Origin of the sequence: Kitasatospora sp. NPDC005748 (genome assembly GCF_040630735.1) — a bacterium.
Taxonomy (GTDB): domain Bacteria; phylum Actinomycetota; class Actinomycetes; order Streptomycetales; family Streptomycetaceae; genus Kitasatospora.
In genome coordinates this window covers 251132-269382 of the sequence record NZ_JBEXYD010000004.1, presented here as the reverse complement: position 1 = coordinate 269382, position 18251 = coordinate 251132, and the positions used below count along the sequence as shown (strand labels likewise).

Annotated in this window: 14 protein-coding genes; 7 read left to right on the top strand and 7 right to left on the bottom strand. The window is 73.4% G+C overall.

Annotated elements, in window-relative coordinates:
* Positions 1-8: 8 nt before the first annotated feature.
* The 4 genes from ABZ495_RS05720 to ABZ495_RS05705 all read right to left on the bottom strand — a co-directional run bounded on the left by ABZ495_RS05720 (position 9) and on the right by ABZ495_RS05705 (position 3452).
* Positions 9-449 carry an SRPBCC family protein gene (locus ABZ495_RS05720; protein WP_359834569.1) on the bottom strand — a complete coding sequence of 147 codons (441 nt, stop codon included), beginning with the start codon at positions 447-449 and terminating at the stop codon, positions 9-11.
* Between the two features lie 126 nt (positions 450-575).
* Positions 576-1577 (bottom strand): ABC transporter permease, encoded by a 1002-nt coding sequence (locus tag ABZ495_RS05715; protein WP_359804365.1) that lies wholly within the window; start codon positions 1575-1577, stop codon positions 576-578.
* Positions 1574-2581 (bottom strand): ABC transporter ATP-binding protein, encoded by a 1008-nt coding sequence (locus ABZ495_RS05710; protein ID WP_359804366.1) that lies wholly within the window; start codon positions 2579-2581, stop codon positions 1574-1576. Before ABZ495_RS05710 ends, ABZ495_RS05715 begins: the two co-directional genes overlap by 4 nt.
* Before the next feature lie 55 nt (positions 2582-2636).
* On the bottom strand, positions 2637-3452 hold the full coding sequence (locus tag ABZ495_RS05705; RefSeq protein WP_359804367.1) for an ABC transporter permease: 816 nt from the start codon (positions 3450-3452) through the stop codon (positions 2637-2639).
* 124 nt (positions 3453-3576) lie between these two features.
* Between ABZ495_RS05705 and ABZ495_RS05700 the strand changes: the two genes are divergently transcribed.
* Together ABZ495_RS05700 and ABZ495_RS05695 are read left to right on the top strand one after the other, a co-directional pair.
* A complete protein-coding gene (locus ABZ495_RS05700) occupies positions 3577-4464 on the top strand; it encodes a winged helix-turn-helix transcriptional regulator (protein WP_359804368.1) in 888 nt (295 codons plus the stop codon).
* 41 nt (positions 4465-4505) lie between these two features.
* Complete coding sequence (locus ABZ495_RS05695; RefSeq protein WP_359834567.1) at positions 4506-5399, top strand: HipA family kinase; 894 nt, start codon at positions 4506-4508, stop codon at positions 5397-5399.
* A gap of 122 nt (positions 5400-5521) precedes the next feature.
* Here the strand turns inward: ABZ495_RS05695 and ABZ495_RS05690 are convergent, their stop codons facing one another.
* The 3 genes from ABZ495_RS05690 to ABZ495_RS05680 all read right to left on the bottom strand — a co-directional run bounded on the left by ABZ495_RS05690 (position 5522) and on the right by ABZ495_RS05680 (position 9985).
* Positions 5522-7012, bottom strand: coding sequence for a S8 family serine peptidase (locus ABZ495_RS05690; protein WP_329490100.1), 1491 nt, complete (start codon positions 7010-7012; stop codon positions 5522-5524).
* A gap of 357 nt (positions 7013-7369) precedes the next feature.
* On the bottom strand, positions 7370-8488 hold the full coding sequence (locus ABZ495_RS05685) for an amidohydrolase family protein (protein WP_359834565.1): 1119 nt from the start codon (positions 8486-8488) through the stop codon (positions 7370-7372).
* Positions 8489-8491: 3 nt separating this feature from the next.
* Positions 8492-9985, bottom strand: a complete 1494-nt coding sequence (locus tag ABZ495_RS05680; protein ID WP_359834564.1) for a glutamine synthetase family protein — start codon at positions 9983-9985, stop codon at positions 8492-8494.
* A gap of 559 nt (positions 9986-10544) precedes the next feature.
* Here ABZ495_RS05680 and ABZ495_RS05675 point away from each other — a divergent pair.
* The 5 genes from ABZ495_RS05675 (at position 10545) to ABZ495_RS05655 (ending at position 18222) form a co-directional block, all read left to right on the top strand.
* A complete protein-coding gene (locus tag ABZ495_RS05675; RefSeq protein WP_359804372.1) occupies positions 10545-12320 on the top strand; it encodes a 3-hydroxybutyryl-CoA dehydrogenase in 1776 nt (591 codons plus the stop codon).
* Between the two features lie 224 nt (positions 12321-12544).
* Positions 12545-13453 (top strand): TetR family transcriptional regulator, encoded by a 909-nt coding sequence (locus tag ABZ495_RS05670; protein ID WP_359834561.1) that lies wholly within the window; start codon positions 12545-12547, stop codon positions 13451-13453.
* Positions 13454-13842: 389 nt separating this feature from the next.
* Positions 13843-15180 (top strand): crotonyl-CoA carboxylase/reductase, encoded by a 1338-nt coding sequence (gene ccrA, locus ABZ495_RS05665; protein WP_359834559.1) that lies wholly within the window; start codon positions 13843-13845, stop codon positions 15178-15180.
* Positions 15180-17219, top strand: a complete 2040-nt coding sequence (locus ABZ495_RS05660; protein ID WP_329490094.1) for a protein meaA — start codon at positions 15180-15182, stop codon at positions 17217-17219. Before ccrA ends, ABZ495_RS05660 begins: the two co-directional genes overlap by 1 nt.
* A gap of 25 nt (positions 17220-17244) precedes the next feature.
* Positions 17245-18222, top strand: coding sequence for a CoA ester lyase (locus ABZ495_RS05655; RefSeq protein WP_329490093.1), 978 nt, complete (start codon positions 17245-17247; stop codon positions 18220-18222).
* Positions 18223-18251: the final 29 nt, after the last annotated feature.

The window sequence follows — 18251 nt, the reverse complement described above, 5'->3', positions numbered from 1 at the left end:
GCCCGGTCTCAGCGGACCTCGGCCGCCAGGTTGGCCAGGATCTGGTCGTGGATCCGGTTCAGGCCCTTCGGCGCGAAGGTGCGCTCGAAGAAGCCGCCGATGCCGCCCGCACCCTGCCAGGTGGCCGAGACGGTGACCTTCGACCGGCCCTCACCGGCCGCGGCGACCGTCCAGGTGATCACCATGCTGGAGTTGGCGTCCTTCTCCACCAGCTGGTCCGGCGTCGGCGCCGAGACGGTGAACAGGCAGTCCCGCACCCGCTTCTCGGTGGCCTGCAGCCGCCAGTGCACCTGGGTGCCCGCGCCGGTGCCGCCGACCCGGACCTCGTACTCGCTGTACTGCGCCGGCAGCAGCTTGGGGCGGGTCACCTGGTAGTCGGCCAGCGCCTCGTAGACCCGCTCGGGGGCCGCGTCGTAGACCCGCTCGGTGGTGGCCTGTACCTGTCCCATGACCGTGCTCTCCTCGTCTGGTACGTCCGGTTTCACCGGCTAGCCAACCACAGCGCACGGCCCGGGACGGTGCAGGGGCTCGGGGTGGCACCGCGTCCCGGCCGGCCGGGGCGCGCCGGGCCGGGCTCAGGACAGGCGCAGGCCCCCCGTCCGCTGCGCCCGCGCCTCGCCGAGGCGCAGCGCCAGTGCCGCGCCCGCCAGCAGCAGCACGCAGAGCACGGCCAGCCGGCCGAGCCCGGGGGCGAGTTCGCCGACCCCCTCCCGCTCCAGCAGCGCGCCGCGGACCACGGCCAGGCTGCCGGTCAGCGGCAGCGCCGCGCCGAGCATCCGCAGCACCCCGGGCAGCGCGAAGACCGGCAGCCGGACCCCGGCGACGAACCACATCGGATCGTCCAGCACGGTGTAGACGAAGGTGGAGTCGCGCGAGAACACCATCAGACTGTTGAGCAGCGCGCCCCAGGCCACCGCGGGCAGCAGCAGGGCGAGGAGCACCACCGGGTAGACCCAGGGCCCGGCGACGTCCAGGCTGCCGAAGCCGAAGGCGGCGGCGCCCAGGAAGCAGGTGAGCAGCCAGGCGTTCTGCAGCAGTGCGCCGGCGCCGTTGGCCAGCATCAGGACCAGCCGGTCGGCGGGCGAGAGGAAGAGCAGCTCCAGCGTGCCGGTGGTGCGCTCGTAGGCGAAGTTCCACGCGGACTGGACGAGCGAGAAGAAGAACGCCCAGGCCAGCGCACCGGTCGCGAGGAAGCCGAGCAGCTTGGCCGGGTCGGCGGCGAGCGGCCAGCGGGCGGCGGCGGCCGAGCCGGCGGCGATCGGGTGCAGCGTGTAGTAGGTGGCGGCCAGTTGGAGCACCGGCCAGACCAGCATCGAGGCGAGCACCAGCGGCTGGCCGAAGAGCGTGCGGTGCTGCTTCAGCGCCTCGGCGGCGAACACCTTGCCGGCGTGCCGCAGCGGCCGGGTGGCGAGGCGGTCGCCGTCCGGGCGGGGCGGGCGGCGGGTGCCCGGGCGGGGTGGCGGGAGGATGCGGCCGACGGGGTGGGGCGGCCGGGCGCCCCGGTCGGCCGCGGCGAGCAGCAGCAGCTCGACGGAGGGCGGCGCGGGGTGCGCCGGCCGGGTCGACGGGCCGGTCACGCGGCCACCTCCGAGGGGGCGCCGGCGGGCGCCGGGGCGGTGTCGGTGAGCGCCAGGACGGCGTCCTCCAGGGTGGCCTCGGTGACCTCCAGCCCGCCGATCGACCCGCCGGCGGCGACGATCGCCCCCGCCAGCGGGCCGGCCACGTCCTCGGGATGGCGGACGGTGACCAGCAGGCCGCCCTGCCCGGTGGCCCCGAGCTCGGCGCGGACACCGAGGCGGAGCGCGAAGTCGGCCACGGCGGCCTCCAGTTCGGGAGAGGGATTGGTGACGGTGACCCGGACGCTGCGGTGGCTGCCGGTCGCGGCCTTGAGCTCGGCCGGGCTGCCGGCGGCGAGGTGGCGCCCGCCGGAGATCACGTAGACGTGCCCGCACAGCTCCTCGACCTCGGTCAGGTAGTGCGAGGTGAGCAGCACGCCGCGCCCCTCGGCGGCGAGGGCGGCGACCACCCGGCGCAGGTCCCGGGCGATCGGCGCGTCCAGGCCGAGGGTGGGCTCGTCGAGCAGCAGGTAGGCCGGGTCGTTGATCAGGCCGCGGGCGATCGAGAGCCGCTGGGTCATGCCGCGCGAGTACCGCTCGACCGGGGTGTCGGCGGCTCCGGTGAGGCCGACCAGCTCCAGGAGTTCGCCGATCCGGGGGCGCAGGACCGCGCCGGGGACGTCGTAGAGGTGGCCGAAGTAGCGGAGGTTCTCGGCGCCGGTGAGCTTGCCGTAGACCATCCGCTCGCCGCCGGCGATCAGGTTGATCCGGCGCCGGGCCGCGCGGGCGTGCTCGACCAGGTCGAGGCCGTCCAGGGTGACGGTGCCGGAGGTGGGACGGAGCAGGGTGGCGAGGATCTTGATGGTGGAGGTCTTGCCCGCGCCGTTGAGGCCGAGCAGTCCGGTGACCCGGCCGGCCGGGATCTCCAGGTCGAGGCCGTCGACGGCGGTCTTCACGGCGCGCGGGCCGAAGAGGCCCTTCTCCCGGCTGCGGAAGGTCTTGCGCAGGGCGGTGGTGCGGATCATGTCACTGGCTCCGGTTCGGGTGGTCCATGCGTCGGGGGCTCCGTTCGGAGGCGGTTCAGAAGCTCCGCTCGGCGGCTCGGCGCTCGGCGGCGGGCAGCAGCCGCAGACCGAGCAGCAGGTAGCCCAGGCTGAGGGCGAGGCAGGTCACCAGCCGCGCGGTGAGCTCGGTGAGCGGCTGCCCCCGGCCGAGCGCGCCGCGCAGCACGTCCATCGCGGAGGTGACGGGCAGCAGCTCGGCCAGCCACCGGGCGGGCACCGGCAGGTAGCTGTTGGGGAAGGTGATGCCGCAGAGCAGCGAGACGGCGAGGAAGACGGTGTTCTGCGAGATGTGCGCCTCGCCGGCGACGATCATCAGCGCGCCGAGCAGCACCGCGACGGCGAAGACGGCGGCGCTGAGCGCGAGCAGCCCGGCGAGGGCGGCGAGCGGGTGCCAGGCGGGCAGCGTGACGCCGAGCGCCGCGGCGAACCCGCCGAGCAGGCCGACCTCGACGGCGGTGTTGAGCAGCGCGAACCCGGTGAAGCCGAGCAGGTAGGGCAGCCGCCCGGCGGGGGCGATCAACAGCGCGCCCAGGGTGCCCTGGCGCTGCTCGGTGATCAGCGCCTTGCTGCTCCAGAGCAGCATCCGGACGGTGAACATGTAGCCGGCCGCGCCGATCGCGATGTAGCCGAGGTAGTCGGCGCCTCCGGTGCGGGCGGTGAAGTCCTCGGCCACCGAGCCGCCGCCGATGGCGTGCAGGCCCAGGTAGGACAGGCCGAGGGTGAAGACGCCGATCAGCAGACAGCCGACGGCGTAGGACCACGGGTAGGCCCGGAAGGTCATCGTCCAGGTGCGGCGCAGCGTCGCCCAGGCGACGGACATCTGCTCCCCCATTCGTTCTCGTTCGTCCTCAGGCGCACTCGTTCCGCGTGAGTTTTCATCAGGAACTTACAAGTTCCCTTTCGGAACTCGCAAGGGGGTGCGAGGATGGACCGTCCTGGACGTGAGAGGAGCGACGGTGCTCAAAGAGGTACCCGCGCGGGACGCCACCTGCGCGATCGCCCAGTCGGCGGCCGTGATCGGCGACTGGTGGAGCATCCTGATCGTCCGCGAGTCGGCGCGCGGCCTGCTGCGCTTCGACGAGCTCCAGCACGAGCTGGGCATCTCCCGGAAGGTCCTCACCGAGCGGCTCGGCCACCTGACCGAGGCAGGCGTGCTGGTCCGGGTGCCGTACCAGAGCGCCCCGGTGCGCCACGAGTACCGGCTCACCGAGGCCGGCCGGGCGCTGCTGCCGGTCCTGGTCGCGATGCAGGACTGGGCGGACCGCTGGCTGCTCGGCGACGGCGCGCTCTCCGGCTCGGCCGCGCCCGACAGCGCGGAGGCCGCCCGGCTGGCGGCGCTGCCCGGCACCCGGCTGCCGGCGCTCACCCTGCCCGCGCACACCGGCGGCGAGCTGGACCCGGTCGATCCGGCGGCCGGCGCCACGGTGCTGTTCTGCTACCCGGCCACCGGCCGCCCCGGGCCACTGCCGCCGGGCTGGGGCGACATCCCCGGCGCGGTCGGCTGCACGCTGGAGAACCGGCTCTTCCGCGAGGCGTACCCCGAGTTCCGCGCGGCCGGTCTGGCGCTGCGCGGGGTATCCACCCAACGGCCCGACGAACAGCGGGAGTTCGCGGCGGCGGAGGAGATCCCCTTCCCCCTCCTGTCCGACCTGGACGTCCGGCTGGCGGCCGCCCTGCGACTGCCCACCTTCCACGTCGGCCAGGGCCTGCGGCTGAAGCGGGCGGTGCTCGTGCTGGACCGCACCCGGGTGGTGCGCCGGGTGGCCTTCCCGGTCACCGACATCCCCGCCGCCGTCCGGCAGGCGCTCGCGGACGCGCGCGAGGTGGCGCTGGAAAGCCGCTGAACGGGTCGGGCCCGGAAGGCGCACGGGTTAGGGTGACGGATGTGCTCGATCAGGTGACAGCAGTGCGCTACGTCGATCCGCTGCGGGCCGGCGGCTCCGTCCCCGGCGTCGTGGAGACCGACGACCTCGGCACCTACGTGGTCAAGTTCATCGGTGCCGCGCAGGGCCGCAAGGCCCTGGTGGCCGAGGTGATCGTCGGTGAACTGGCCCGGCGGCTCGGCCTGCCGGTGCCGGAAATCCGGCTGGTCGACTTCGACCCGGCGGTCGCCGACTCCGAGCCCGACCCGGAGGTCCAGGACATCCTCCGGGCGAGCCGCGGACTCAACCTCGGGATGGACCTGCTGCCCGGCGCCCGCGACTTCAGGCCCGGCATGATCCCCGTCGGGCCGGCCGAGGCCGGCCGGGTGGTCTGGCTGGACGCGCTCACCGGCAATGTCGACCGCAGCGTGCACAACCCCAATCTGATGGTCTGGCACGGCAAGCTCTGGCTGATCGACAACGGCGCCGCGCTGGTCTTCCACCACCGCTGGTCCGCCGCCGCGGGCTCGGTGGGCAAGCGCTACGACCTGAGCGCCCACGCCCTCGGCGGCTACGCCCCCGACGTCGCGCTGGCCGACGACGAGCTCGGGCCGCTGGTCACCCCTGCGCTGCTGGAGGAGGTCGTGGGGCTCGTCCCCGACGCGTGGCTGGCCGACGAGCCCGGCTTCGACTCGGTGGCGGCGGTGCGGCACGCCTACGTCGCCCACCTCGCCGCCCGTGCGGCGCGCTCCCGCGACTGGCTGCCGGACGGCTTCGCCACGCCCGAGCAGGTGCGCGAGGCCGAGCGCCGGCGCGCCGCCGCCAGCCGGGCCGGCCGGCCCGCCTGGCTCCAGGAGGTGCCGGACCTGCACGGCAAGCCGGCGGTCGAGACGGTCTGGGACCACCACTTCGAGTGAGGGCCGGGGCGCCCCCGCTACCCGTGAGGGGTGGGGAGCGGACCCGAAGTCCCGCTCCCCACCCCTTGGTTCGATCAGCGCCGGCCGCTCGGGCCGTCGGCGCCTACCGTGCGGTCAGCGCGTCAGCGCCACCACTGGACCGCCTTCTCGGCGTTGATGATGCCCGCGCCGTAGAAGCCGTTGTCGTCCGCGCCGCCCTCGCAGGTGGCCGCCCACGTGCCGGTGCCGCCCGGGTTGTACGGACCCGAGGGGCAGGCGTGCGACTCGGCCTGGTTGGTCAGCAGCTCGGTCAGCTCCTCCGGGCTCGCCCACGGGAAGGTGCTGGCGAGCAGCGCCAGGACGCCGGCCGCGTGCGGGGAGGCCATCGAGGTGCCCTGCATGTAGCCGTAGCGGCCGCCGGGGATGGTGGAGAGGGTGCGGCCGTTCTTGTCCGGGGTGTCCGGGATCTGGTAGAGCCGGTCGCCACCGGGGGCGGCGACGGTCACCTTGTCCTTGCCGTAGCTGGAGTAGTACGACTTGTCACCGTTGACGCCCACCGAGGAGACCGAGACCACGCCGTCCAGCTCGGTCGGCAGGTTGAGGCAGTCCTGGGTGATCGGGCGGGTGCCCGGGGTGGTGTCGTCCGGGCTGCTGACGTCCACGGTCTTGTGGGCGAGGTCGATGTTCTCGTTGCCCGCCGCGGCCACGTTGAGGACGCCCTTGCGCTGCGAGAACTCGACCGCGCGGCGCACGGCGGTGGTGATCGCCGCCTGGTCCGCGTCGTTCTGGCAGTTGAACATCCACGGGTCGACGTAGTAGCTGTTGTTGGTCACCTTGAACTTGTGCTCACCGGCCCAGACGAAGCCGCAGATCGCGTACTCCGGGTAGATGAACCCGCCGTCGTCGACGACCTTGACGGCGGCCAGCTTGACGTTCGGGGCTATGCCCTCGATGCCCTTGCCGTTCTTGGCCGCGGCTATGGTGCCGGCCACGTGGGTGCCGTGGTCGCCGTCGGGGCCCGGCTGCCAGGCCGCCCAGTCGGTGTTCGGCTTGCCGCCGTCGATGCAGGAGACCGACTGCGAGGCGTCGACGTTGGCGGCGAGGTCCTCGTGGGTCCCGTCGATGCCGGAGTCCAGCACGCCGACGGTCACGTTGCGGCTGCCCAGGGAGAGCTTGTGGGCCTTGTCCACGCCGATCTGACGCATGTCCCACTGGTTGGCCCAGTAGGGCTCCTGGCCGGCCGCGGCGGCGGTGACCGGCTCGGCGGCGACCTCGGCCTTCTGCGTCTCGGCGGCCGTGATGCCCTTGGTGCGGCTGGTGCCGACCGACTGGACCCCCTTCGCCTTCCGCAGCTTGGCGGCGAACTGGGTGTCGGTCGAGCGGGCGATCACCACGCCGATCTGCTCGTACGAGTACACCACGGTGCCGCCGAGGGTCGTGACGGCCTTCTCGACCTTCTGCACCTGGCCGTGGTTGGCCTGGGTGTTGACGACGTAGCTCAGCAGCGGCCCGGTGGTCGGCTCGGCCCCGGAGGCGGCGACGGCGGTCCCGGCGGGCAGTGCCAGGGCACTGGCCGCGGCGAGGGCGACGCCCACTGCGGCGTACCGGGTCCGGCTGATCCGAGGAACACTCATAGGGGTTGGCCCTCCCGAGTCGTCGTGCAGCTGCGGATGGCAGGTGCAGTGGAATGATCGGGACGCTAGTGAACATGCGTTGTAATCCGCAAGAGGTAGTCATCTAATCGACACCGTTCGGCCACTTCCGAGGGGTGCGGCTCCGGCCGATCCGACCCGGTGTCAATCCATACGGTGAATATCCGGCCCGCGCGCGCTTTCCCTCACCGGGGCGTAGACGATCCACAATTCCCGGGCCACCGGGGCCGCTCGGCGCACCCGGTCAGGGGCCGCCGCCGGGGCGCCCGCACCGCGCCGACCAGGGCCGGACGCTCCACCGGCCGGCCGGCCCGGACCGCTACCGCGCCCGCCCGCCGCTCAGAGCCGGTACAGGCGACGGGCGTTGTCCGCCGCGACCTGCCGGGCGAGGTGGCGGCCGTCGGCCGCCGAGCAGGCGCCGTCCGCGCGCCAGCCGTCCAGCAGGGTGCCCAGGCCGTGCCGGAACTGGGCGGCGCCCACCAGGTAAAGCTCCGGCAATCCGTAGGCGTCGGTGGAGAAGAGCAGCTTGCCGAACGGCGCCAGCTCCAGCATCTCGCCGAGTACGGCGGCCACCCGGGGCCCGACGTAGGAGGCCGTCAGCCCGAGGTCGGTGTACACCAGCGGGAAGGCCTGGGCCAGCCAGGCCGCCTGCCGGTGGTAGGGATATCCGTGCAGGAGCACCAGCGGAACGCCGCTCGGCTCGGCGGCCCGGACGAAGTCGGTCAGCAGCGACGGGTCGGCCCGGTGCAGGGTGAGGTCCGGATCGCCGAACCCGGTGTGCAGTTGGAGCGGCAGGCCGAGCTCGGCGCAGACGTCGAGGGCCGTCCAGAGCAGGTGGTGCAGCAGCACGGGGTGGCTCAGCCGGCCGCGCCCGGCGCGCAGCCACTCCCCGGCGGCCGCCACCACCGCCGCCGGGGCGGGGCGCTCGGCCGGTACCGCCAGGCCGTGCCGGTAGGCCACCACCGACTTGACCGCCACCGCGCCGACCGCCGACGCGGCCAGCGCCTCGCGGACGAGGGCCGGCCAGGACCCGGCCGACGCCGAGACCGTCTCGGCGACGGACTCCAGCCGGACCACCTCGCGCACCCGGGCGCCGGCCGCCTCGGCGAACTCGCCGAGCGGGAGCAGCGGGTGGCCGGCCGCCTCGGCCAGGCCGGTGTCCACCAGGCAGGTGTCCAGCCCGGCGGCCGCCAGCAGCCGCCGGGTGGCCTCGGCGGCGCCCAGCTCCGCCCGCCGGGCCAGGTAGTCGGCGGCGGGGGCGTGCACGGGCAGCCCCAGCGCGGGCGGGCACCAGCGCCGCACGGCCAGGCCGAGGGCGCTGTCGAACGGCGTGGTGCCGGGCGCGGGCGGGCGGTCGGACTCGGTGAGCAGCCCGGCCAGCGCGCCGTCGGCGAGGTCGGCCACCACCACGCTGTGGCAGTGGTGGTCGACCAGCGCCGGCACCTCCAGCGAGCGCACCGGTCAGTACCGCCAGCGGGTGGCCGCGACCAGTTGCTCCGGGGTGGCCGAGGCGTGGCGCTCGCTCTCGCCGCGGCGGACGGCCAGCACCGCCTCGTACAACGGCTCGCCGAGCGCCTCGCGGAGCACCGCCGACTGCTGGTAGGCCGCGAGCGCGTCACCCGGACCCGCCGGGAGCCGGGGCACCGTGCCGGGCGCGGCCTCGGCCGGGTCGCCGGTGAACTCGGGCGGGAGCGCGAGCCGTTGCGCCAGCCCGGCGAGACCGGTGGCGAGCACCCCGCCGATCGCCAGGTACGGGTTGGCGGTGGCGTCGAAGCACTTGATCTCGGCGTTGGCCGCGGTGGCGCGCTCCCCGGTGGAGCCCGTCACCAGCCGCAGCGCCGCCTCCCGGTTCTCCAGGCCCCAGCACTGGTAGGCGCCGGCCCAGTGCGAGGGCACCAGCCGCAGGTACCCGGCCGGGCTGGAGGAGCCGAGCACCAGCAGCTCGGGCAGCGCGCCGAGCACTCCGGCGAGGAAGCCCTCCGCCTCGGCCGTCAGCCCGTGCGGGCCGGCTCCGCCGCGGGCGAGGTTCCGGCCGTCCCGCCAGAGGCTGAGGTGGAGGTGGCCGCCGTTGCCGACCGAACCGGCCTCGACCACCGGGGCGAAGGAGGCGCGCAGGCCGTGCCGGGCGGAGACGGCGCGGACGGTCTGGCGGACCAGGACGGAGGTGTCGGCGGCCTCGACCGGCCCCTCCGGGGCGACCGACACCTCGAACTGGCCCGGCGCGTACTCGGGGTGGATCTGCAGGACGGCGAGGCCCTGCGCGCCGAGGGCGTGCAGCACCTCGCGCAGGTAGTCGCAGAGGTCGGTCAAACGCTGCATGCCGTAGGCCGGGCCGTCGGTCGGGTAGCGGGGCTCCTCCTGTGCCGGCCCGGCGAGCGCGACCACCCACTCGACCTCGATACCGGCCTTGACGGTGATCCCGCGCTCGGCGGCGGCGGCCGTCATCCGGCGGGCGAACAGCCGCTGGCAGCCCGGGTGCGGGGCGCCGGACTGGGTGTACCGCTCACCCGGGGCCCAGGCCCAGCCGGGCTGGGCGGCCAGCGGGACCACCCGGTCGAGGTCCGGGTAGAGCCGGAGGTCGCCGGTGGGCCCGCCGACCGACCGGCTGGTGACGATCGAGTCGTCGGCCAGGAAGACGTCGAAGCAGGGCGCCGTGCCGACACCCCACTCGGCGGCGTGCACCAGCCCGTCCAGCGGGACGGCCTTGACCCGGGCGATGCCCGCGTTGTCCACCCAGGTGACGGCGACCGCCTCGACCCCCGCCGGGCGCAGCCGCTCGACGGCCGCCTGCGCCCTGCCGCCGCGCTCGGCCCGCGGCGGCAGGGCAACGGCGACCGCCGGGCCCGCGGACGGGTCGGGCGCGGCGGCGGGCCCGGACGCGGCGGCGGGAGCCGCGCCCCGGGTGGGCTCGGACGGGTCGGCGAGGCCGGCGGAGGAGACGGCTCCGGTGCTCATGCGGCCATGCTGTCGTGCCCGCCGACCAGGGGGAATTCCCCTATCGGGTGGTTCCGGCGGACGCCTGTCCACCCGTTCACTCCTGCGGGTCGCACCCCGGGCCGCACACCGGGCCGCCGCGGATCCCGGGACCCGGCCGCCCCGGGCGCGGGCCGGCGGCGACCCGGGGCGGCCGGGAATCCGGTGGCGCCCGCCCCCTTCCTACTGGCGAGTAGCTTCGCTACAGTGTCCGCACGCACCACCGTCGGGCTTCGGGAGCCGCACCGACGGGGTCGCCGGCCGGCGCGTGATCGCGCGGAACGGTCCGGCGGCGGGCGGTGCGTCTTCACCGGTCGTAGCCGCGGGTCGCGGCGGGCCGGATTCTCGCCTCGTATCAGAGCCGCTTCCTTCACCCCGAGCGCCTGAGTACCACGGCACACCCGCAGCACGGCCGGAGCGGACCGGCGGCTGCGCCGGTGGGCCGCAACCGTCATCTCCCCATGCCCCCGCGCGCGGACCCTCCTCCGGCGGCGCGTCCGCCGGAGCGCGCGCGGGCCCTTATGACAAGGAGTCAGGACAGATGGAGCGTCCCTTCCCCACGGTCGCCGTGGTCGGCCTCGGCACGATGGGTGCCGGTGTCGCGGTGGCGGTCGCGCAGAGCGGCCGCCGAGTGATCGGCATCGAGGCCACCGAGGACTCCGCTGCCCGGGCCCTGGCCCGGATCGAGGAGGCCACCGCGCACGCCGTCGCCCGCGAGCGGATCACCGCCGAGGACCGGGCCGCGCTGCTCGCGCGGATCTCGGTCGGCCACGCGCTCGACGCCGCCGCCCCGGCGGACCTGGTGATCGAGGAGGTCCCCGAGCAGCTGGAGCTGAAGCGGGAGCTCTTCGCCGAGCTGGACCGGATCTGCCCGCCCGCGACAGTGCTGGCCACCGGCACCACCGCGCTGTCGGTGACCCGGATCGCCGCCGCCACCGCGCGCCCGGAGCGCGTGCTGGGCCTGCACTTCTTCAACCCGGTGCACACCATGAAGCTGGTCGAGGTGGTCCGCACCGTGCTGACCGCCCCGCAGGTCGCCGAGGACGCCGCGGCGTTCGCCCGCGACCTCGGCAAGGAGCCGGTGGCGGCGGGCGACCGCGCCGGCTTCGTGGTGAACGGGCTGCTCTTCGCGTACCTGAACCAGGCCGCCGCGATGTTCGAGTCCAAGTACGCCACCCGCGAGGACATCGACGCCGCGATGCGGCTCGGCTGCGGGCTGCCGATGGGACCGCTGGCGCTGCTCGACCTGATCGGCGTGGACACCGCGCGGACCGTCCTGGAGGCCATGTACGAGCAGTCCCGGGACCGGCTGCACGCACCCGCGCCGATCCTCGGCCAGCTGGTCTCCGCCGGGCTGCTGGGCCGCAAGTCCGGCCGGGGCTTCTACACCTACGAGGCGCCCGGCTCGTCCAAGGTGGTCGGCGCCGCCACCGGGGCCACCGCGGCGAAGGCGCCCGGCCGGGAGGTGCGCCGGGTCGGCGTCTGCGGCTCCGGCACGATGGCCACCGGCATCGTCGAGGTGTTCGCCAAGGCCGGGTACCCGGTGCTGCTGGCCGCCCGCAGCCAGGAGAAGGCCGAGCGCGCCAAGGCGCAGCTGGCCAGGTCGCTGGAGCGCTCGGTGGCCAAGGGCCGGCTCTCCGAGGAGCAGCGCGACGCGGCGCTGGCCCTGGTGACGCCGGTCGGGCAGTACACCGAGCTGGCCGACGTCGACCTGGTGGTCGAGGCGGTGGCCGAGGACCTCGCGGTCAAGCGCGAGCTGTTCGCCACCCTGGACAAGATCGTCAAGCCGGGCGCGGTGCTCGCCACCACCACCTCCTCGCTGCCGGTGATCAGCTGCGCGGCGGCCACCTCGCGGCCGCAGGACGTGATCGGCCTGCACTTCTTCAACCCCGCGCCGGCCATGAAGCTGGTCGAGGTGGTCTCCACCGTGCTGACCGCGCCGGACGTCACCGCGACGGCGCTGGAGATCTGCGCCAAGGTGCGCAAGCACCCGGTGGAGTGCGGCGACCGGGCCGGGTTCATCGTGAACGCGCTGCTCTTCCCGTACCTGAACGACGCCGTGCGGATGCTGCAGGAGCACTACGCGACGGTGGACGACATCGACACCGCGATGAAGCTCGGCTGCGGCTACCCGATGGGCCCCTTCGAGCTGCTGGACGTGGTCGGCCTGGACGTCTCGCTGACCATCGAGCAGGTGCTGCACCAGGAGTTCCGCGAGCCGGGCCTGGCGGCGGCGCCGCTGCTGGAGCACCTGGTGGCGGCCGGCTGCCTGGGCCGCAAGACCGGCCGCGGGTTCCGCGACCACGCGCGCCGGTGACCACGCCGTCGGTCGGGGGCGCCGCGCCGCTGGGCACGGGCCCCACCGGGACGGGCCCGGCACCGCTCCTGCCGGGGCAGCCCGGGTACGGGTCGCCGCGCACCGGCTGGAGCCCCGGGGCGGTGTCGGCGCGCTGGCCGAGACCGGCCGTGACCGGACCGGTCGCCCCGGTACGACGGGGAAGGCCCGCGGCGCCGGTGCCGGGGGCGTGTAGCGTTCCGGGCATGGATCGGGTTCAGTCAGCCTCCCCGCAGCACTCCGCCGGACCGCGCGGCGCCGACCGGCCGTCCGGGACCGGCGCCGAGGGGAATCCCGGCAACCGCCGGGCGGCCGCGCAGCGCCAGCAGATGCGTCAGGACCTGGCCACGGCGGCGATGGAGCTCTTCGCCTCGCAGGGCTACGAGGAGACCACGGTCGACCAGATCGCCGCGGCCGCCGGCGTGGCCCGGCGGACCTTCTTCCGGTACTTCCGGTCCAAGGAGGAGGCGATCTTCCCGGACCACGACGACACCCTCGTCCGGGTGGCCGACCTGCTGGCCAGCGCCGAGTCCGACGAGCACCCGCTGGACGTGGTCTGCCGCGGTATCAAGGAGGTGCTGCGGATGTACGCCTCCACCCCGGCGGTCTCGGTCGCCCGGTACCAGCTGATCCGTCAGGTGCCGGCGCTGCGCGAGCGGGAGATCGCCGTGGTGGCCCGGTACGAGCGGCTGTTCACCCGCTACCTGCTGGGCCGGTTCGACACCGGGGGCGAGATCCCCTCGGGCTGGCAGCGGGCCGGCGAGGACGACTCGATGCTGGCCGAGGTGTCGGCGGCGGCGGTCGTCGCGGCCCACAACCACGTACTGCGGCGCTGGCTGAGGGCCGGTGGGCGGGGCGACGTGGAGGCGCAGCTGGACCACTCCTTCGAGGTGATCCGGCGGACCTTCTGGGCCTCCGCGGCACCGGGGGTGAGACGGCGGGGGTCCCTGGTGGCACCCGGTGCCAGTGTGACCCCCCTGGAGGAGGCGGCCGCGAGCGCACTGAGTGCCAGCCCCGGAGGTGAGGTACTCATCACAGTGGCCCGGACCGACGCTCCGCTGGACGTCGTGGTGGACAGCATCAGGGCCGCGCTGAGCAGTGCCAGGCAGGCCTGAGCAGTAGCGTTTCCGCAGGTCAGAGCAGCCCGAAGGGCCCGTACCGACGATCCGGTGCGGGCCCTTCGCGCACCCGCCGACGGGCGCTCGAACGCGGATTTGATTCACCTGAATTGATGACACCCGGTGTCTTTACGAGTGGCACAGGGTGCCACTACCTTGTTACCCACCAGTCGCGGCGCCGCGGCTCCCCACCACGGCGCGCCGTCGTCCGGCGCTCCCACACCCCGGGAGCTGTGCCCAGCAAGGTCCACCGCAGATCCACCGCACGGTCCCAGCCAGGCCACCCGCCAGACCACCCAACCACCCATCTCAGCGAAGCCGGTGTCCGCTCCCGGCTCCCCCAGACGCCCTGTGCCCCTCACACAGGTACGCCTTCGGAGGCAGCCATGAAGGAAATCCTCGACGCGATCCTCAACTCCGACAGCACCGCGGCGGACTTCGCCGCGCTCAAGCTGCCGGAGTCCTACCGGGCGGTCACGCTCCACAAGGACGAGGAGCAGATGTTCGCCGGCCTCGACAGCCGCGACAAGGACCCCCGCAAGTCCCTCCACCTCGACGAGGTCGCCCTGCCCGAGCTGGGCCCGGGCGAGGCTCTGGTCGCCGTCATGGCCAGCGCCGTGAACTACAACACCGTGTGGAGCTCGATCTACGAGCCGGTCTCCACCTTCGGCTTCCTGGAGCGCTACGGCCGGCTCTCCCCGCTGACCAAGCGCCACGACCTGCCGTACCACGTGCTCGGGTCCGACCTCGCGGGCGTGGTGCTGCGCACCGGCGCCGGGGTCAACGCCTGGAAGCCGGGCGACGAGGTCGTCGCGCACTGCCTCTCGGTCGAGCTGGAGTCCCCGGACGGCCACAACGACACGATGATGGACCCGGAGCAGCGGATCTGGGGCTTCGAGACCAACTTCGGCGGCCTGGCCCAGCTGGCACTGGTGAAGACCAACCAGCTGCTGCCGAAGCCGAAGCACCTGACCTGGGAGGAGGCCGCCTCCCCCGGCCTGGTCAACTCCACCGCCTACCGCCAGCTGGTCTCGCGCAACGGCGCGGGCATGAAGCAGGGCGACAACGTGCTGATCTGGGGCGCCAGCGGCGGCCTCGGCTCGTACGCCACCCAGTACGCGCTGGCCGGTGGCGCCAACCCGATCTGCGTGGTCTCCAACGACCAGAAGGCCGAGATCTGCCGGGCGATGGGCGCCGAGGCGATCATCGACCGCTCCGCCGAGGGGTACAAGTTCTGGAAGGACGAGCACAACCAGGACCCGCGCGAGTGGAAGCGGCTCGGCGCGAAGATCCGCGAGTTCACCGGCGGCGAGGACGTGGACATCGTCTTCGAGCACCCGGGCCGCGAGACCTTCGGCGCCTCGGTCTACGTCACCCGCAAGGGCGGCACCATCGTCACCTGTGCCTCCACCTCGGGCTTCATGCACCAGTACGACAACCGCTACCTGTGGATGTCGCTCAAGCGCATCGTCGGCTCGCACTTCGCCAACTACCGCGAGGCGTTCGAGGCCAACCGCCTGATCGCCAAGGGCAAGATCCACCCGACGCTCTCGAAGGTCTACTCGCTGGAGGACACCGGCCAGGCCGCCCTCGACGTGCACCACAACAAGCACCAGGGCAAGGTCGGCGTGCTCTGCCTGGCGCCGGAGGAGGGCCTGGGCGTGCGGGACGCGGAGTTCCGGGCGAAGCACATCGACGCCATCAACCGCTTCCGGAACATCTGATGGCCGGACGCGACCGCCCCTGGCTGATGCGCACCTACGCGGGGCACTCGACCGCGAGCGACTCCAACGCGCTCTACCGCAAGAACCTCGCCAAGGGGCAGACCGGCCTGTCGGTGGCCTTCGACCTGCCGACCCAGACCGGCTACGACTCGGACCACGTCCTCGCCCGCGGCGAGGTCGGCCGGGTCGGCGTCCCGGTGGGCCACGTCGGGGACATGCGCGCCCTGTTCGAGGGCATCCCGCTCGAACAGACCAACACCTCGATGACGATCAACGCCACCGCGATGTGGCTGCTGGCGCTCTACCAGGTGGTCGCGGAGGAGCAGGGCGCCGACATCGCCAAGCTCACCGGCACCACCCAGAACGACATCGTCAAGGAGTACCTCTCGCGCGGGACGCACGTCTTCCCGCCCGGGCCCTCGGTCCGGCTGATCACCGACATGATCGCCTACACCGTCGGCAACATCCCCAAGTGGAACCCGATCAACATCTGCAGCTACCACCTGCAGGAGGCCGGCGCCACCCCGGTCCAGGAGATCGCCTACGCGATGTGCACCGCGATCTCGGTGCTGGACGCGGTGCGCGACTCCGGCCAGGTGCCGGCCGAGCGGATGGGCGAGGTGGTCGCCCGGATCTCCTTCTTCGTCAACGCCGGCGTGCGCTTCGTCGAGGAGATGTGCAAGATGCGCGCCTTCGCCCAGCTCTGGGAGAAGGTCACGCTGGAGCGCTACGGCATCCAGGACGCCAAGCAGCGCCGCTTCCGCTACGGCGTCCAGGTCAACTCGCTGGGCCTGACCGAGGCGCAGCCGGAGAACAACGTCCAGCGGATCGTGCTGGAGATGCTCGCCGTCACGCTCTCCAAGGACGCCCGGGCCCGGGCCGTCCAGCTGCCCGCCTGGAACGAGGCGCTCGGCCTGCCCCGCCCGTGGGACCAGCAGTGGTCGCTGCGGATCCAGCAGGTGCTCGCCTACGAGTCCGACCTGCTGGAGTACGGGGACCTCTTCAACGGCTCCGAGGTGATCGAGACCAAGACCGCCGAGCTGCTGGCCGGCGCCGAGGCCGAGATCGCCAAGGTGCTGGAGATGGGCGTCAAGGCGGGCAACCGGGGCATCATCCCGGCCGTCGAGTCCGGCTACCTGAAGTCCAACCTGGTCGCCTCGCACGCCGCCCGGCGGGCCCGGATCGAGTCCGGCGAGGACAAGATCATCGGGGTCAACTGCTTCGACACCACCGAGGAGAGCCCGCTCACGGCCGACCTCGACACCGCGATCATGGTGGTCGACCCGGCCTCCGAGCAGTCCGTGCTGGCCGCACTGGAGGAGTGGCGCGGCAAGCGCGACGAGGCCGCCGCCCAGCAGGCACTGGAGGAGCTCAAGGCCGTCGCCGGCACCGACGTCAACCTGATGGAGGCGACGCTCGCCTGCGCCCGCGCCGGGGTCACCACCGGCGAGTGGGCCTTCGCCCTTCGCGAGGTCTTCGGCGAGTACCGCGCGCCCACCGGCGTCGGCGGCGCCCCGGTCGCGGTGGCCGCCGAGCCCGGCGGCGAGCTGGCCGCGGTCCGCGAGGCGGTCGCCGCCACCGCCGCCGAGCTCGGCGTCGGCAAGCTGCGCCTGCTGGTCGGCAAGCCCGGCCTGGACGGACATTCCAACGGCGCCGAGCAGATAGCCGTCCGGGCCCGTGACGCCGGGTTCGAGGTGGTCTACCAGGGCATCCGGCTGACGCCCGAGCAGATCGTCTCGGCCGCCGTCGCGGAGGACGTGCACTGCGTGGGCCTGTCGATCCTCTCGGGGGCGCACTCCGAGCTGGTGCCCGACGTCCTGCACCGGCTCCGCCGGGCCGGGGTGGAGGATGTCCCGGTGATCGTGGGTGGCATCATCCCGGCAGCGGACGGCGAGGCCCTCAAGGCCGCCGGCGTCGCCGCCGTGTTCACCCCGAAGGACTTCGGCATCACCACCATCATCGGCCGGATCGTGGACGAGATCCGGCTGGCCAACAGGCTCCAGCCGTGGACGCCCACCACCGCCGCGTCCACCAGCTGATCGTGGAAGGAACTGACCACCCCTCATGAGCAACGCCAGCGACACCCCCGTCAACCGGCTCCGCCCCCGCCGCTCCTGCCTCGCCGTACCGGGCAGCAACCCGCGCTTCCTGGAGAAGGCCCAGGGCCTCCCGGCCGACCAGGTCTTCCTCGACCTGGAGGACGCCTGCGCCCCGCTGGTCAAGGAGAGCGCCCGGCACAACATCGTCGACGCGCTGAACAACGGTGACTGGGGCAAGAAGACCAAGGTCGTCCGCGTCAACGACTGGACCACCCACTGGACGTACCGCGACGTGATCACGGTCGTCGAGGGCGCCGGCCCCAACCTCGACTGCATCATGCTGCCGAAGGTCCAGGACGCCGAGCAGGTCCGGGCGCTCGACCTGCTGCTCACCCAGATCGAGAAGACCATGGGCTTCGAGGTCGGCAAGATCGGCATCGAGGCGCAGATCGAGAACGCCAAGGGCCTGATCAACGTCGACGCGATCGCCGAGTCCTCCCCGCGCCTGGAGACGATCATCTTCGGCCCGGCCGACTTCATGGCCTCGATCAACATGAAGTCCCTGGTGGTCGGCGAGCAGCCGGCGGGCTACCCGGCCGACGCCTACCACTACATCCTGATGCGCATCCTGATGGCCGCCCGCGCCAACGACCTGCAGGCCATCGACGGCCCCTACCTGCAGATCCGCAACCAGGAGGGCTACCGCGAGGTGGCCGGCCGCGCCGCCGCGCTCGGCTTCGACGGCAAGTGGGTGCTCCACCCGGACCAGGTCTCCGCCGCGAACGAGATCTTCTCGCCCTCGCAGGAGGACTACGACCACGCCGAGCTGATCCTCGACGCCTACGACTGGTGCACCTCCGAGGCGGGCGGTGCCAAGGGCTCCGCGATGCTCGGCGACGAGATGATCGACGAGGCCAGCCGCAAGATGGCCCTGGTCATCGCGGGCAAGGGCCGCGCCGCCGGGTTCGAGCGCACCTCCAAGTTCGAGCCCCCGCAGGCCTGACCCCTCCTGACCTCCTAAGGACCATTGAG